The sequence below is a fragment of the Bacillus sp. T3 genome (assembly GCF_033449965.1).
Lineage (GTDB): Bacteria > Bacillota > Bacilli > Bacillales > Cytobacillaceae > Bacillus_BU.
In genome coordinates this window covers 4,508,277-4,525,854 of record NZ_CP137761.1, presented here as the reverse complement: position 1 = coordinate 4,525,854, position 17,578 = coordinate 4,508,277, and the positions used below count along the sequence as shown (strand labels likewise).

Sequence of the window (17,578 nt, the reverse complement as noted above, 5' to 3'; positions counted from 1 at the left end):
CGGTTCAAATGTATATTAGCCTTTTGAAAGTTTTTGACGACTATTTAGGATTAGTGGGATGGGAGGGGGAGCTTGACTTGGACAAGTTTTATTACAGCAAGATTCATGATAAGTATGCCCCGATTGACCTCGATTTTATGGATGGATTTATTGAGTATCTTCACGATAATAAAACCAAATCACAAGCGAAACTTGGTTTTACCGTCGTAAAAAGCTTTATGGACTTATTGGTGGATTATGACTTGATGGAATATAATCCACTGAGACATTTTAAAAATCCATTCTACTACGAATCGTTTCGAAACAGAGCGTTAAGTGATGAAGAGTGTTTAAAACTGCTAAAGGCAGCTTACGATTTGGATCCATTTTTTCAACAATACTATTTGATCCTTTTGTTGCAAACCACTTGTGGATTAAGAGCAAAGGAATTATGTATGCTTACTGTTTCGCAAGTAGATTTCGAACACAAAGTCATTGTCATTGATAATGGGCGTAAAACCAAAATTGGTACGGTTCGAATGACAGATGCCCTCCAAAAGAAGCTTAGGGAGTATATGAATCATCCCTATTTTAAAGCTTGGACAAAGGAAAAAGATAAGGAGTTGTTTTTTATGAAAAACAAGCCTTTTACTCCGGCGGATCTTAATAAATTGTTGGATAAACTTAGAAAGAAGGCAAAAATAACACGAAAAGTAACCAACCATGATCTAAGAGCAACAATGGCCTATCTATTGTATAAAGAGGGAAACGATTATAAGTCGATTCAAAGACAACTTCGACATAAGAAATTAAAAACAACGCTCGGTTACTTACCCATTCATGTTGAATTAAATGGGTATCTGGATTAGTTAAATCATCGCCGAGGGTTAATGGTACTATAATGGATATAAAAACTTTTATCGCTTGTAATTGAAATGGTAGTAAAACCTTTAATATAATTAAAATAATTCAATATGTAGCCTTATGTAAATGCATTGCGGCTGGAAGAACCAGGGCGATGGATTAGTGATTTCACTATCCGTCTGCCCTTTTTTATTTGCTAAATTGCGCTTGCATAAGATTTGAAAGGAGTGATTCATGTAAAATAAATAAATTTTTAAGGAGTTAGAATTAATCACAAGTTTACAAGTTAAACGGTACTAGACCTAAAAGATAGGTAATACAAAAAAACAAGCAAGTATGGGTAATGACTGGTAGCTCACCTACATACTTGAATTCGGAGGTTAGGGTAATGACTAAAAAAGTAATAATCAAAACTGGAAAGCAAGAAAGATATGCAGTGATCTTTGATGAGAGAAAAGACCCTCGAACTGGTAGGCTCCAAATTAAGCAAAAAATGTTTAACTCTCGTCAAGAAGCTGATGTATTTCTTGAAGAACTAGGAAGTGTTAAAGAAGATGTACGAAATCAAATGACAATGGATCAAAAGGATGAGGAAGAATCTACTCAAATTTCTTTCAAGCAATTTGCCAAAGAGTGGTTTTATAATGAGCATTCTCAAGTGGTTACAGCACAGACTTTTAAAGTAAGACAAGTATTATTAGATAGGCATATTGCTCCGTACTTTGGAGATATGCACCTTCATGAAATCACTGAGAAAGAAATAATTGGACTATATACTGAGAAAATGCGGGAAGGTTATTCAGAAGGCACAATCAAGGGTATTCAGAACTTTTTAACCACCTTGTTTCGTTCAGCTGTTAAAAAAGGGTATCTTGATAAACACCCTATGAGTTCTATGAAGAAAATAAAGGCTCCGTATCGTAATCCAATTATTTTAAGTGATTCAGAGATAAAAGGGTTGCTAGAAATAGCAAACGAAGAAGGTGAAGGAAAGATGTATGAATTTGCACTATCTACTGGACTAAGACTACCAGAAATATTGGCACTTACTTGGAGAGATATTGATTTTGAACAACAAACGACAAATGTTGATAAAATTGTTGATTCCGGTGGTTATGGCAACCACAACATTGTCAAAATGAGAAGTGGGTATCGAAAGGTAAATATGGCGGAGTATTTATTACCTTTGCTGCAAAAACACAAAGATGAACAAAAGTTGAGGAAGGAGGAACTTGGTGATAGATATCACAGTGAACTTGACCTTGTTTTTCCAAATAAAGATGGTGGAATCCAAAAGCCATCAACCGTTCGTGCTAGATTTAATCGGTTAGTTGGTAAAGCGAATATTCGTAGAATTTCCTTTCATGATTTAAGGAAAACACATGCTGCCTTGCTTATTAAAGCCGGTGTTTCACCTGTTGTAGTAATGTATCAATTGGGTTATAAGAGTATTGAAACGATTATTAACTTTTTAGGACCTCAATATCTGGACCCTAAAATCATAATTCATCCCTTTGGAAATAATGAGAAAGATAACGATTAGGCTGTGATCAAGATTATTGGTGTTTAATCCTTAACAATAGGAGACGCAATGCGTCTCCTTATTTGCAATCGTTAGATTTATTCTTTGTAGTAGTATTCCGGTTGCTGAATTTGAGGTATAAAATAATCGGCTATTAACTGATAAGTTGTCAAGGGAAGCTACGTAGATTTAATATTGACCTGTCCTGATAAAAAAATAATGCTAAAAGGGTAATCAAAAAGAAATTGTAGGCGTTGTTTTGATTAATAGGAAAATGGAAATAGGTTGTTAATAATATCATTTCATTAAGGTTGTAAATATCTATATAATTGAATTAAGAGTTATTGTTTTTAAGGAGGAATATTAATTGATTACAGGTGAAATTAAAAATAAAGTAGATAAAATATGGGAAACGTTTTGGACAGGCGGAATTACGAACCCATTAACAGTGATAGAACAATTTACATATCTATTATTTATAAAAGGACTAGATGAAACAGAAACAACAAAGGAGCAGGAAGCTGAGTTTCTTGGAATGGAACATCAAGGCTTATTTCCAAAAGATAAGCAGCATTTACGCTGGAGTCGTTTTAAACAACTTGGTTCTGCTGAGGAAATGTATGAAGTTGTATCCAAAGAAGTATTTCCATTTATTAAGAATTTACATGGCAAAGAGGATTCAGCATACTCCAAATATATGAATGATGCAATGTTCATGATTCCTACTGCCAATATGCTTTCTAAGATTGTTGATGGTATTGATAACATCCCGATGAAAGATAGAGATACAAAAGGTGACTTATATGAGTACCTGCTATCAAAAGTAGCAACATCAGGTACAAATGGACAGTTCCGTACTCCACGCCATATTATCGATTTGATGGTGGAACTAATGAAACCAACCCCGGAAGATGTTATTATTGATCCGGCAATGGGATCAGCAGGTTTCCTTGTATCTGCTGCTGAGTATTTACGTAAAAACCATAGTGATTTGTTCTTAGTGCAAGGCTTAAAGGAACATTTTAACAATACGATGTTTTATGGAAATGACATGGACAGAACGATGTTACGTATTGGTGCAATGAACATGATGCTTCATGGGATTGACAATCCAAATATCGATTACCGTGATTCCCTTGCAGAAGTGAATAAAGATAAAGATCAATACACACTTGTCCTTGCGAATCCTCCATTTAAAGGTTCACTTGATGAAGAAGGGGTTTCAAACGAGTTATTAAAATTAACAAAAACAAAGAAAACAGAATTACTTTTCCTAGCACTCTTCATTCGTATTTTAAAAGCTGGTGGACGTGCAGCTGTGATTGTTCCAGATGGTGTTTTATTTGGAAGCTCAAAAGCACATAAACAAATCCGAAAAGAGATAATTGAAACTCACAAACTAGAAGCGATTATTTCCATGCCAAGCGGTGTATTTAAACCTTATGCTGGAGTATCTGCAGCAATCATGATTTTCACAAAAACAGGAGCTGGTGGTACAGATAATGTATGGTTCTACGATATGAAAGCAGAGGGCTATTCTCTTGATGATAAACGCAGTCCCATTGAACAAAATGATATTCCTGATATCATTGCCAGGTTCAATGATTTACAAGCTGAAAAAGAAAGAAAACGTACCGAACAATCCTTCTTTGTAACAGTTAATGAGTTACGTGAAAATGACTATGACTTGTCGATTAATAAGTATAAAGAAACCGAATATAAAGAAGTGGAATATGAAAGTGCAAGTGTACTACTTTCAAATATACAAAATTTAGAGGAAGAAATAATCCGTGGGATTAAGGAGCTAAAGGGGTTGATTGGATGAATACAGCCAAACCCTCATTTAAGAAATTGAAAGAGGTTACAGAAAGTATTCAATATGGTTATACTACTTCTGCTAGTCATGATAGTTCAGAACCATATAGATTATTAAGGATTACAGATATTCAAGATAATTTAGTAAATTGGGGAAAGGTTCCTTATGCAGAAGGGGTAAGTAGCAAGGAAGAAGTTGGGAAATTCTTCTTAAAAAATAATGATATTGTATTTGCTAGAACTGGGGCGACAACAGGGAAAAGTTACCTTATAGAGGATGTTCCATTCCCTGCAATATTTGCCTCATACTTAATCAGAGTAAGACCTATTCAGAATTTAGTAACCTCAAGTTATTTATATTTCTATTTTCAAACACCTATGTATTGGGCGCAAGTAGAGAAAAGTAAAAAAGGTGCTGCACAGGCTGGAGTTAATGCTACGATTCTTGGGGAGCTTAGAGTGCCTATATTACCAATTAATGAACAAAATAATATAGTATTAGTTTTATCTAAGGTCCAAAAACTTATCGAAAAAAGAAAAGCTCAAATTGGAACACTAGACCAATTAACGCAAAGTGTGTTTTTTGAGATGTTTGGAGATGTAGTTAAAAATCCTAAAAAATGGGATGTTGTTAAATTGAACGACCTTTATGAAATAATAGACGGTGATCGAGGTAAAAATTATCCAAAACAAAGTGATTTTTTTGAGGAGGGGTATTGTTTATTTTTAAATACAGGTAATGTGACTAAAAAGGGATTCTCGTTTAATAAAAAGGCGTTTATATCAAAAGACAAAGATGAAGCTCTTAGAAAAGGTAAACTCCAAAGAAATGATTTAGTTATTACTACAAGGGGAACGGTAGGTAACGTAGCATTCTACGATGAAAACATACCATACAATAACGTTCGAATTAATTCGGGTATGGTTATTTTAAGAGGAAAGAGGAAAATAAATCCAATATATTTTACTCATTATTTTCGAAATCCGTTAGTATATAAACCATTGATTTCTGGTACGGCTCAGCCCCAGATGCCAATTAGTAATTTTAAAAATGCTAAAGTTTATTTGCCGCCATTTGAAATACAAAACCAATTTGCTGAAATAGTAATACAAATAGAAAGTGAAAAACAAAAAATGGAAATAAGTCTAAAATTATTAGAAGAAACTTTTAATACACTCATGCAACGTTCCTTCAAAGGAGAATTATTCACCCAAGAAAAACTTCCGAATTCCTAAATAAAGGAGGGATAATCTTGACGACAAATTTTGGATTTCTTAAAGAAAAAACTCAATATAAAACTTTTACCAATGCCTGCTTAGAAGCAGAAAAGGCTCTTATTGTGAGTCCAGCGACGTGTGCGATTTTGGCACGTCGCGCTCTAGAGCTTGCTGTAAAATGGCTTTACAGTTCTGATGGTGAATTAAAAGTTCCATATCAAGATAACTTATCAAGTTTAATTCATGATCCTAGTTTTCTCGCTGTAATTGATGAAGACTTACTCCCTTTGTTAAAGTATATTGTCAAGCTGGGGAATATTTCCGTCCATTCTAATTCAAATATAAGTCGCGATGAAGCGATTCTTTCTTTACATAACCTCCATCAGTTTGTAGCTTGGATTGATTACTGTTATTCGGATGAATATACTGCAAAAGAATTTGACGAGTCATTGCTGCAACATGGTGAAGAAAAACGAGTTCGACCGAAAGAATTACAAGATTTATACGAACAATTAAGTTCAAAAGACCGCCGTTTAGAAGAAATGATGAAGGAAAACGAAGAACTGCGTAAAGCAAATACAGCGAAACGTGAATCAAATACAGACCAATATGATTTCCAAGTTGATGAATTAAACGAATTTGATACGAGACAGAAGTATATTGACCTTGATTTAAAACTGGCTGGATGGGAATTTGGTAAAGATGTTGTTAGAGAGTATGAAGTGACTGGAATGCCTAATAATCAGGGCGTTGGTTTTGTTGACTATGTACTCTTCGGGGATAATGGAAAGCCTCTTGCTGTTATCGAAGCAAAACGTACATCAAAAGACCCTAATGCTGGTAAACAACAAGCGAAACTATATGCAGACGGTATTGAACAAATGCATGGTCAACGTCCTGTTATTTTTTATACAAACGGTTTTGAAACTTATATTTGGCATCAACCCTACCCACCAAGAAAAGTATCTGGATTTTATAACAAAGCGGATCTAAAACTAGTTATCGACCGTCTCACGATGAAACGTAAATTTGAAAATATCGAAATAAACGACGATATTACGAACCGCTATTATCAAAAAGATTCTATTCTAGCAGTATGTGATGCTCTAGAAAATAACCAACGGAAGATGTTATTAGTTATGGCAACTGGTAGTGGGAAAACAAGGGTTGCTATCTCGATTGTTGATGTTCTTTCTCGTCATAATTGGATTAAGAATATTTTGTTTCTAGCGGATCGAAAAACTCTTCTACTGCAAGCAAAGAAAAATTTTAATAACCTTCTACCAAGCTTATCGTTATGTAATCTGTTGGATAACAAAGATAATCCTGAAGAAAGTCGGATGGTCTTTTCCACTTATCCGACGATGATGAATGCAATCGATGATACGAAACGGAAAGATGGAAAAAAACTATTCACGATTGGTCACTTTGATTTAATTATTATTGATGAATCGCACCGTAGTATATACAAAAAATATCGCTCGATTTTCAACTATTTCGATGGTATTCTGCTGGGACTTACTGCTACACCAAAAGACGAAATTGATAAAAATACTTATGAAGTATTTAACTTAGAGAGTGGTGCACCAACTTATGCTTATGAGTTGGAGAAGGCTGTAGAAGACGGATATCTTGTTGATTACAAGACAATTGAAACAAAAATGAAGTTCCTGGAAGAAGGTATTCGGTATGACGATTTATCAGATGAAGAAAAAGAAATATACGAAGAGACATTTGATGATGAAGTCGGAGAAGATATAGATAGTGGCGCATTAAATGAATGGTTATTTAATGCAGACACAATTGATACCGTTCTCAAGAATTTAATGGAAAAAGGTATACACGTAGAGGGTGGAGATAAGCTCGGTAAAACGATTATTTTCGCCAAAAATCATCAACATGCACTTAAAATAGTTGAGCGATTTGATATCCTTTTCCCTGAGTATGGTGGTGAATTTGCAAAGGTAATCGATTATAGCATTAACTACTACCAAACATTAATCGAAGACTTTTCTACAAAAGAGAAGATGCCACAAATTGCTGTATCTGTTGATATGTTAGATACAGGTATTGATATACCAGAAGCTGTGAATCTAGTCTTTTTCAAAAAAGTACGATCTAAGTCAAAGTTTTGGCAAATGATTGGTCGTGGAACTAGATTGTGTCCGGATTTGTTTGGTATAGGACAGGATAAAACACATTTCTTAATTTTTGATTATTGCGGGAACTTTGAATTCTTTAGAGAAAACCCAAAAGGAATGGAAGGAAAAGCTACTGAAAGTCTAACGGAAAAGTTATTTAATTCGAAGGTTGAAATTATTAAAGAACTTCAGGGTATGGAATATCAAGCAGAGGATTATATTACACATCGTAATGAGCTAATTAATGATGTGTTTGCAGATTTAAATGCGTTGGATGATGAAAACTTCCGTGTTCGTCAACATATACAACATGTGCATAAATATAAAAATAAGGCAAATTGGAATTCATTATCTGTAATGAATGTAAATGAAATTAAAGAGCATGTTTCACCAATCATCGTGCCATTTAATGATGACGAATTTGCAAAACGGTTTGATTTAGTAATGTATACGATTGAACTAGCTAAATTACAAACAAAAAATGCTACTAAACCTATACGCGGCGTTGTTACGACAGCAGAAGCATTATCTAAATTAGGAACAATACCACAAGTAGTTGCACAAAAGCCTGTAATTGATAAAGTTATGACTGAAGAGTTCTGGGAAAGTGCTGACATCTTTGAACTAGAGACTGTCCGCGAAGCACTACGTGACCTTATCAAGTTCATTGAAAAAGAAAAGCAAAAAATTTACTTCACAAACTTCAAAGATGAAGTACTGGAAGTAAAAGAAAACGGCCCAATTTTCCATTCGAATGACCTACAGAATTATAAGAAGAAGGTACATCACTACCTACAAGAACACCGTGACCAACTAGCAATCCATAAACTTAGAAATAATAAGCAACTGACTGAACAAGATTTAAGGACCTTGGAAACAATCCTTTGGAATGAATTAGGAACTAAAGAAGATTACAAAAAGGACTTTGGTGATACTCCAGTTACAAAGCTTGTACGACAGATTGTAGGATTAGATCCACAAGCAGCAAATGAAGCATTTTCGGAGTTTCTATCCAACGAGAAACTTAATATTTATCAAAGTAGGTTTGTAAAACTAATTGTGGATTATGTCGTGAAGAACGGAGTAATGGATAAGAAAGTCTTACAACAAGATCCGTTTAAGTCGGTTGGAAGTATTGTTGAACTGTTTAAGGATAACATGGACGATGCCAAGCGAATTATTGGAGTTATCGATGAGATCAATAAAAATGCTGAACTAATTACAGGGGCATAGATTTATATTTTTCTTCAAAATAATGTGGGCATCTTGAAAGCGTCAAGATGCCTTTTCTTTGAGCGAAAGCAGGATATAGGATGCTATTGGATATTGATTATGTGAATATGTAATGAGCTTAAAGAGCTTAGGATTGATGCTTTTCTGATCAAATATGGAAGGAAGCTGAAATGGTGGAAAATAAAAATAGGGAAGTAAAGTACTTAATAGATATAATTAATAATGTTTCATATAATAAAAATCGTTTTAAGCTAATGGTGGGAAATGAAAAATTCCTTTTCGGCATTGTATCTGGTCAAAATAATTCAACAGTTTTGAGTGAATTAATGCAATATAAAACAATTTATGATACTCTACGAGATTTAGATAATAAAATAAAATTGTCATTTCAAAAGGCAATAAATTATGCCTATTCTTCAAATGTACAAAATAATTTTAGCATTTTAAATATCGGTTCAGAAGAAGAGGCTCTGGCATATTATTACATTGAAAATGCCTTGTTTAGGACTTCAAGTTTATGGGATATGTTGGGACAACTATATCGAATGTATTATAACATTAATATAAATCAGGATAAGGTTTATTATAAACAGATATTTAATCCTCGTTCATCTCATAGTAATAACTATCAAGATAAAGCTAATGAAATAAATAGCTACCTAACTCAAGAGAATGAAACAGATATTGATGGTCAGTGGAAAGGAAATCATCAGTTTGTAAATAATTGCCGAAATAAAATGACACACCGTAATTCTCCTAATATAGCAACAATGAGCGATTTCGATATAAATTTTAAACAGCACCCTACATTTTTATTAAAGAGAATTATTGAAGATTATAAGGTTGTTTCCGAATATATTAATGAAATATTAGAAAAAATAGAGGAAACAGTTGTAGAGGATTCTGCCAAGAGTACAAATATTAATGACTAATATATACTGTTGATTCTGTCTAAGATAAGGGTAGTGACAGGCCTTTCATTAAGTATTCAAAAGAGTGGCCAGTCTACTTCCTTTCAGAGTTCTCCTCATGATTTATGGTAAGAGGTAGTCTTGACTCCTTTATAGCGAATTAGAAGAATTCTAATAAAAAGGATGGAACTGAGCCGGATGTTCCAAATTGAGGGTGATAATTTTGTATTTAAGTGAACTTAGAATATGGAATTTTAGAAAATATGGGACTATTAATGAAGAACCCGGATTAATAGTTCCGTTTAATAATGGTCTTAATTTGTTAGTTGGAGAAAATGATTCGGGAAAGACGGCAATAATTGATGCAATTAAATACATACTAGGAACTCAAAGTAATGACTATCAACGGATGACTGAAAAAGATTTTTATAAGCCTTTAGGTGGCAAGAGAACTAATGAGTTAAAAATTGAATGTACTTTTACAGACTTGTCTCCCACGGAGGCGGGTAATTTTATTGAGTGGCTTAATTTTAATAAAGATGATGACTATGAATTGCACATTAGACTAAAAGCTAAAATTGTTAAAAATGGGATCGTTTTGGATATTAGAGCAGGAGTAGAAGGAGCTGATATTCAACTTGATGGTGCAGCAAGGGAATTATTAAGGACAACATATTTGAAACCGTTAAGGGATGCTGAACATGAATTGACACCTGGATATCGTTCAAGGCTTGCGCAAATTCTTAAAAGTCATGAATTATTCCAAATAAAAGAGGATAATCACCCATTAGTGTATTTTATTAAAAAAGCAAATCAACAAATCAATGATTATTTCTCAAAAGAAACAATCACTATAGAAGATTCAGATAAACAACAAGTTATTACTTCGACAGGTAGTAAAATAAGTGATGCCTTAAATCAATTTTTAAATGAGTTTTTTCCAGAAGGCAAACAATCCAAAGCTGTTTTTAGCATATCTGATGTAGAACTTGCAGATGTTCTAAGAAAATTAAGCTTAATAATTGATGATAATACTTCTGGGTTAGGTACTTTAAATCTATTATTTATTGCTACAGAGTTATTACTGCTTCAAGATAATTCAATAGATGGCATGAAATTAGCATTAATTGAAGAAATAGAGGCACATCTACATCCACAAGCACAGCTAAGATTAATTGATTTTCTGCAAAATGTCCAAAAGAAAGGTCAATTTATTTTAACAACTCATAGTACTACATTAGCATCTTCTATTAATCTAAAAAACTTAATCATCTGTAGAGATAACCAAGTCTATCCAATGGGTCCCGAATATACACAACTTGCTGAGGATGATTATAGTTTCTTAGAAAGATTTTTAGATGCAACGAAAGCAAATCTATTCTTTGCAAGGGGAGTAATATTAGTTGAAGGAGACGCTGAGAATCTTTTAGTTCCTACAATCGCAATGATATTGGGTAAGCCTTTACATAAATATGGAATATCTATTGTAAATGTTGGTAGTACAGCATTTTTAAGGTATGCTAAAATTTTTATGAGAAAAGACGGAAAGAAAATGAATATTCCAGTTGCGATAATTACAGATTTGGATGTACGACCAATGGAATACTATATTAATAAAAACCTTTCTTCGGATATTTTCTGCATTACTGATTCAAATATTGATCAACTTAAAGAATTAAGTCAAGATATAGAATTCCACAAAATTAAGAATGTAGTTTTTGAAAGCAATACTAGCTTTTTAGATGCAATAAGAAGTGTTAACACCAAAGGGAGATTACCGAATGGCTTTAAAGATAAACATGAAAGGTTTTCCAAGCTAAAATTGGATACTAATTTTATTGATTTATTAAAGATAAAAAAACGTCAACAAAAGGATAAGGAACTATCAAAAGACAATGTAAAAGTGTTTGTTTCATCAAATTGGACTTTGGAATATGATTTCGCTTTAAGTAATTTGAAAGATTACATATTACAAGCGGTCTTGGCTGCAAAAATAGAGGTAAATAAAGGAGTGGTAGCAAACGAGAAAATATTTAAGGATATAATTGATGAAGAGGTAAATGATATTAAAAAACATTGGGGACTTTACAAATATTCGGATGAAAAAATAGCTTATGATATTTATAAATATTTGTTAGATGGATATATCTCTAAAGCAATAACTGCTCAATACTTAGCGCAGATGCTAGTTAAAGAAAAAGTTAGTGGATCAGAGTTAGAAAATGACGCAAACATTAAGTATTTGGCCCAAGCTGTAGAATTTGTAACGAAAGGAGGGAAATAAAAATGTATATGTTCGAACCCTCTATAACTGATAAAGAAATTATTAGAGCTGAAGAAATCTTTTTACCAAAAGGGTCCTTTTTTGATGATCCAAGGCGGGAAATAATTAAATCAATGAATACTAGTGATGTTAAGGCTGTTCCCGGTAGCGGTAAAACCACTGTATTACTTGCTAAGCTATTTATCTTAGCACAGAAAATGCCTTTTAAAGATAGAAGGGGCATTTGCGTCCTTACTCATACAAATGTTGCAATTGATGAGATTAAATATAGATTAGGCTCAAAAGCTGATATTCTATTTTCTTATCCTAACTTTTTTGGGACTTTTCAATCTTTTGTAGACAAATATTTAGCTATTCCATATTACGCTTTAAGAAGAAAAACTAAATCTATCATTATCAATCAAAAATATTATGAAGAGCAGCTAAATAAGCAATTAATATATGGTTTAAAAGGCTTCGATGCTGAAACTCAAACAAATTCTAGATACTATTTGAAAAGTAGAGGTGAGCTTTTAAAAAATATTAGGCTACGTAAAATTAATGATAATAATATTATAACTGACGGAATAAATGGAAATGAGATAATTATAAAGCGCCCCTCAAAAAGTATTCCAAAACATGGAGACTTTTCTGCTAAAGAAAAGATGGATATCTATAAGTGGATTGAGTCACTAAAACTAAAGCTATTGAAAGATGGAATCTTATGCTATGACGATGCCTATTATTTAGCCGAAATATATATTAATAAATTTGGGGATCAATTAAGAGGATTGTTTTCTAATAGGTTTAAATATGTGTTTATTGATGAATCACAAGATACATACCCCCACCAAAACTTTGTAATTCAAAACCTGTTTGATAATCAAGTAATTATTCAAAAATTTGGGGATCCAAATCAAGCAATCTTTGAAAGTGGAAATTCTAATCAAAGTTTAATTTGGAACCCAAATGGGAGTTCATGTTTAGAAATCTCTCAAACTCAAAGATTTGGATTAAGTATTTCTAAAGTTTTAACGACAATTAGTGTAGATCAAAATCATCAAATAATGGGTAGTAATGAAGTACAATCATTAAAACCTCATATCATTTTATTTAACAATCAAGATATTACAAGTGTATTGGAAAAGTTTGTTGAGTTAATCAAGGAGTATAATCTACAAACTCAAGAGGGAAACAACAAAATAAATGATTTTAAGGCAATTGGATGGCGGGGAAACGATACAGGGGATATTATCAATAAACCGTGTCTAGCCTCTTATTATCCAAGGTATAATAGGGGTGCAACTAATAATAAATTAACTTACTTTAATAATTTGGTCTCGTATATTAAAAAGAGGTCAAGAGAAGAATTAGACGAAAATGGGGTTAGGATTTATTATGATTCCATAATAAATGCTATTCTTCGCTTCCTATATTTAGAAGGAATAAAAAATGATAGAGAAGCGCAAGTAGGAAGGTATTTTACTAAAAATTCATTTATGATTTATTTAAAAGATTACTATAGTAAAGAGTATTTTCAGTTAAAGAAGCAAATGGGTGAATGGATATATAAAATCCATCATGAACAAGAACAATATAACGCTAAAGTTTATGCGGAAATTAAGAATTATTTAATATGTAATTTAAAATTCATATGGCCAAGAATAAATACAACAAAAGCATCAAAAGAATTTTTTGAAGATAACTCTATTCAACCAATTAAGTTGGATTCAAAGGTATCGAACACATATATATCACCCAATCATCCTGAAATAGAAGTAAAGGTTGATACTGTACATGGTGTAAAAGGCGAAACCCATAAGGCGACTCTTTACTTAGAAACTTATTATAATAGAATCCATGATCTTAGGAAAATACTCCCTTTTATAAAGGGACAATATGATAACAAAATAGCTAACCAGAAAACTGGACAAGAGACACTAAAAGTTGCGTATGTTGGAATGAGTAGACCTACACATCTCTTGTGTCTTGCAATGAATTCTGAAGGATTAACGCAAAGCGATATAGATGAGATGTATAAAAACGGGTGGGAAATTGTTTACGTAAATGAACCAGTATTAGTTTCTTAATCCTGATTAAATAGTTCCCTTGAAGATTGTAATTTCTATTTTAACTTTGATCATAAGAGAAATAATAAAAGTGAATAATTTTTAAAGGAACAATATTGGATTTCTTGGCGAACTATAGAGAAGGATGCATTCTCAAAAAAGGAGTTTATTTATGTCTTATTTAATAATTTTGGACACAAATATTATTTTTAATGATTTCTTTTTCAAATCTTCAGATATTAAGAAGTTACTTAAGTATACTCGACATGAACCAGTAGATCTTTGTATTACGAAGTTCAATTATAATGAAATATTAAAAAAATATAGGGATGAAATTAGACCACTTGTTAAAAAGGTAAAGAGTACAAAAAATGATTTGATAAAACTAGGGTCGTCAGGGATAATTGATTTTGAAAATTTAAAAGCTGATAAAATAACTGGAAAATACAAAGATTTCTTGGATAAAATGATAGAAGAAAATGACATAAAAATTATTGAATACCCTACGTCAAATGATATTACGGAAAAAATCTCATTCAAATACTTTAATAACATAAAGCCATTTGATGAAAACAAAGTTTCTTTTCAAGACGCTATTATATGGGAAAGTATTGTTGAATATTGTAATGATAATGAGCCAGAAAATATTGTATTTATATCAAATAATTATAAGGATTTTGCTAACAAAGATCAAAACAGTATCCACGAGGATTTAGAAGCGGATTTACCAGATTTATCCTACTATAATTCATTATCGGCATTTTTAGAAAGTGAAGAAGACAACTTAAGAGATTATTTTAATGATAATTTTGAGTATGATAAACAGTTATTAGAGGCTGGATTAAAACTATTTTTCGAAAGAAATGATTACCTTCAAAATACCGTTGATGATATGCTTATGAATTCAGAATTTGAGGGTGAATATTTTAGTGGTTGGGGTACTGATGGGTATATTGAGGACTATACCATAACTTTGAATGAAGTTTCTCTAGACATTGAAGAAAATGCAATGCTAATATCCTTTGATATTGAAATTGACGCTAGCTTTAGTATCGAAACAGTCGATCCAACATATGAAAAAGGAGACCTCGGTGACGGTATGATTTCAGAGAGCAGCAGTACAAATATTCTAGTACAAAGTAATATAGCCTATTTATTAGATGGTAAAGAATTTATAGATTACGTTGAATTAGATAGGGCATATATCTAATATTAATAAATAGGTGAAAGTTCATTCATATGCAAATAGAATTGATTGCGTTAATTATATGATTATTTAGAAATTAAAAAGATGCACCACTACATCTCATTTTTTATATTATTACTACCGTCAGCACTCCACGAAAGTTGAGTGTGTGAACAATGGTGACGATTTCTGATTTAAATTGCTAACATTTTGCTAACGCAATCCCATAAAAAACGGTAAATCCCCGTTAAAGATGTTACAGTCAATAATATCCAAAACGTCGATTTACCGCACTTTTTGACCCTCTCGTTAACGATATTACACACTCAAAACTCACGGGCGGCATGATGTAAGGCTCCTGAGCCAAACATTTGAGAAAGCTGTTTTCTCCCCGTTTTGAGAAGAATTTATGGTAAATAATTGATATCAATAGCAAAAACCACTTCCTAAAAAATAAGGGAGTGGTTTTTTTTATGTTATTAAAATTTGGATAAATGAAAATTTTTTGTACGTTCCATTTAAGAATGAATTAATTAAATAGTAATTCTACTAGCCCGCTGTAGGATACTGAATGAACGGTATTATACCTGCATTTGGTGTCCTTTTTATTTGATTAAGGAGTTGAGGTAATGAATAATCTATAAAAATAAATTGAAGGAGCATTTGGGAAGTTCCAATAAGGTTAATAGAAATAGATAATAATCATAGCATAATGAAGTTAGAGATTGATATAATGGTGCAAAATGGAAATATTGCTGTTGTTGTGTGTAACGGAAGGCCAGACTCACCGAACTACCTGTTCACGGAGAGACAAAGATTGTTACGCACCAAGGTAAAGTGAAAAGGGTTAAGTTCGGTGAGGGGAAGAGTTTTGAAAGAAGTAATTTTAAAAGAATATGACCAAAAGAAAATAATATACTTGGAATACGAGAAAAAATTGAGAGATTTAATATTTTCCTTGATTAAGGAAAACGGGATTACTATTCATGGTATTGAATCAAGGGTAAAAGACAGGAATAGTTTATCTAAGAAAATTGATAGTAAAGAAGATAAATATACGGGTTTAGATAAAATTACTGATATTCTGGGTCTAAGAGTTATAACATATTTTGAAGATGATGTTGATACAATTGCTAATATTGTTAAATCTCAGTTTCATGTAGACAAAAATAACTCATGTGATAAAAGGAATAAAAATTTCGACTCTTTTGGGTACTCATCACTCCATTATATTATTAAATTAACAGAGCCAAGAGCATCCCTACCTGAGTATTCAAGGTTTAATGAAATTAATTTTGAAATTCAAATAAGATCTATTTTGCAACATGCGTGGGCAGAAATTGAACATGATATTGGATATAAGAGTGCTATAGAAATTCCTGTTGATATGAGAAGAAAGTTCTCTAGGATAGCAGGTTTATTGGAATTAGCAGATATCGAATTCATAAGAATAAAAGAAGAAATAAAAAAGTATACAATTGAAGTTAAAGAACAAATTAAATCCCAAAATTTAAATTTATTTATAGATAATATATCATTAAAGGAATTTCTGCAGGAAGATAAAATAGTTTATGAAATCGAGCAACATTTTATGATTATAACTAAGGCAATTACCGTTGAATATGATGAGAGATATATTGCAAAAAGAATTAATCAACTAAGTTTCTTTGGAATTGATACGATCGAAAAATTGAAGGAATCCTTAGAATCAAGAAAAGAAATTATTAAAACTCTTGGAGAAAAGTGGTTGTCAATGCATGAGAAACGATGGGAATCGGTCACGAGTGGAATTTCAATTTTTTATTTATGTTTTGCATTAGCTTGTGAAAAAGAAGATTTACAGTATGTCCAAGAATATTTCAGTTTTGGAAAACTTTCAAAAAACCCAAAATTACCCAAAGTGTTATTTGATCTTTATAATAAAATTGTATGAACTTTAATTGTATAAACAAACTAACACGCTAACATTTTGCTAACGCAATTCGATAAAACAGTAAATCGACGTTAAAGATGTTACAACCAGTAATATCCAAGACATTGATTTACCGCAATTTTTGCACCTCTCGTTAACGATATTACACACTCTAAACTCAGGACGGCATGATGTAGCCCCTCAAAGCCTTTGTTTTTGAGTAAGGTAAGAGTGAAATACTTACATTTTGCTAACATAGATGAAATTAACGGAGGCTTCTCATGAGTTCAGCGAACTTTTGAGAAGCCTCTTTTTTCATTTCTTGCGGTACTCGTCCTGTGGTGGAAAATAGTATACTCCCATTATGTTTTGATAATAGAATCAAGAAGTGTCATCCACCAACTACATATACAAAGAAGTCCTGAAACTATTGAAATAGTTTCAGGACTTCTTTGTTCTATTTAA

At 32.3% G+C, this 17,578-nt stretch carries 11 protein-coding genes; all 11 read left to right on the top strand.

What is annotated here, in order from left to right; translation table 11 throughout:
* The first annotated feature begins 77 nt into the window (after positions 1-77).
* The 11 genes from RGF10_RS23135 to RGF10_RS23090 all read left to right on the top strand — a co-directional run bounded on the left by RGF10_RS23135 (position 78) and on the right by RGF10_RS23090 (position 17,134).
* Positions 78-848 (top strand): tyrosine-type recombinase/integrase, encoded by a 771-nt coding sequence (locus tag RGF10_RS23135; RefSeq protein ID WP_318506096.1) that lies wholly within the window; start codon positions 78-80, stop codon positions 846-848.
* A gap of 383 nt (positions 849-1,231) precedes the next feature.
* On the top strand, positions 1,232-2,386 hold the full coding sequence (locus RGF10_RS23130) for a tyrosine-type recombinase/integrase (protein ID WP_318506095.1): 1,155 nt from the start codon (positions 1,232-1,234) through the stop codon (positions 2,384-2,386).
* Between the two features lie 346 nt (positions 2,387-2,732).
* On the top strand, positions 2,733-4,190 hold the full coding sequence (locus RGF10_RS23125; RefSeq protein WP_318506093.1) for a type I restriction-modification system subunit M: 1,458 nt from the start codon (positions 2,733-2,735) through the stop codon (positions 4,188-4,190).
* Positions 4,187-5,416, top strand: coding sequence for a restriction endonuclease subunit S (locus RGF10_RS23120; RefSeq protein ID WP_318506092.1), 1,230 nt, complete (start codon positions 4,187-4,189; stop codon positions 5,414-5,416). Before RGF10_RS23125 ends, RGF10_RS23120 begins: the two co-directional genes overlap by 4 nt.
* Positions 5,417-5,433: 17 nt before the next feature.
* Complete coding sequence (locus tag RGF10_RS23115; protein ID WP_318506090.1) at positions 5,434-8,772, top strand: DEAD/DEAH box helicase family protein; 3,339 nt, start codon at positions 5,434-5,436, stop codon at positions 8,770-8,772.
* Positions 8,773-8,942: 170 nt separating this feature from the next.
* Complete coding sequence (locus RGF10_RS23110) at positions 8,943-9,704, top strand: Cthe_2314 family HEPN domain-containing protein (RefSeq protein ID WP_318506088.1); 762 nt, start codon at positions 8,943-8,945, stop codon at positions 9,702-9,704.
* A 202-nt stretch (positions 9,705-9,906) separates the two neighbouring features.
* Positions 9,907-11,967 (top strand): ATP-dependent nuclease, encoded by a 2,061-nt coding sequence (locus RGF10_RS23105; protein ID WP_318506086.1) that lies wholly within the window; start codon positions 9,907-9,909, stop codon positions 11,965-11,967.
* A gap of 2 nt (positions 11,968-11,969) precedes the next feature.
* Entirely contained in the window at positions 11,970-14,036 is a 2,067-nt protein-coding gene (locus tag RGF10_RS23100) for a UvrD-helicase domain-containing protein (protein WP_318506084.1), read from the top strand.
* A 151-nt stretch (positions 14,037-14,187) separates the two neighbouring features.
* A complete protein-coding gene (locus RGF10_RS23095) occupies positions 14,188-15,225 on the top strand; it encodes a PIN domain-containing protein (RefSeq protein WP_318506082.1) in 1,038 nt (345 codons plus the stop codon).
* A gap of 792 nt (positions 15,226-16,017) precedes the next feature.
* On the top strand, positions 16,018-16,101 hold the full coding sequence (locus tag RGF10_RS24010; protein WP_412176763.1) for a hypothetical protein: 84 nt from the start codon (positions 16,018-16,020) through the stop codon (positions 16,099-16,101).
* On the top strand, positions 16,073-17,134 hold the full coding sequence (locus RGF10_RS23090) for a GTP pyrophosphokinase (RefSeq protein ID WP_318506080.1): 1,062 nt from the start codon (positions 16,073-16,075) through the stop codon (positions 17,132-17,134). Before RGF10_RS24010 ends, RGF10_RS23090 begins: the two co-directional genes overlap by 29 nt.
* Positions 17,135-17,578 lie beyond the last annotated feature (444 nt).

Bases quoted from the DNA above. Each gene is read 5' to 3' on its own strand.
- RGF10_RS23120 (WP_318506092.1), top strand. From the start codon at position 4,187: ATGAATACAGCCAAACCCTCATTTAAGAAATTGAAAGAGGTTACAGAA.
- RGF10_RS23130 (WP_318506095.1), top strand. From the start codon at position 1,232: ATGACTAAAAAAGTAATAATCAAAACTGGAAAGCAAGAAAGATATGCA.
- RGF10_RS23100 (WP_318506084.1), top strand. From the start codon at position 11,970: ATGTATATGTTCGAACCCTCTATAACTGATAAAGAAATTATTAGAGCT.
- RGF10_RS23095 (WP_318506082.1), top strand. From the start codon at position 14,188: ATGTCTTATTTAATAATTTTGGACACAAATATTATTTTTAATGATTTC.
- RGF10_RS23110 (WP_318506088.1), top strand. From the start codon at position 8,943: ATGGTGGAAAATAAAAATAGGGAAGTAAAGTACTTAATAGATATAATT.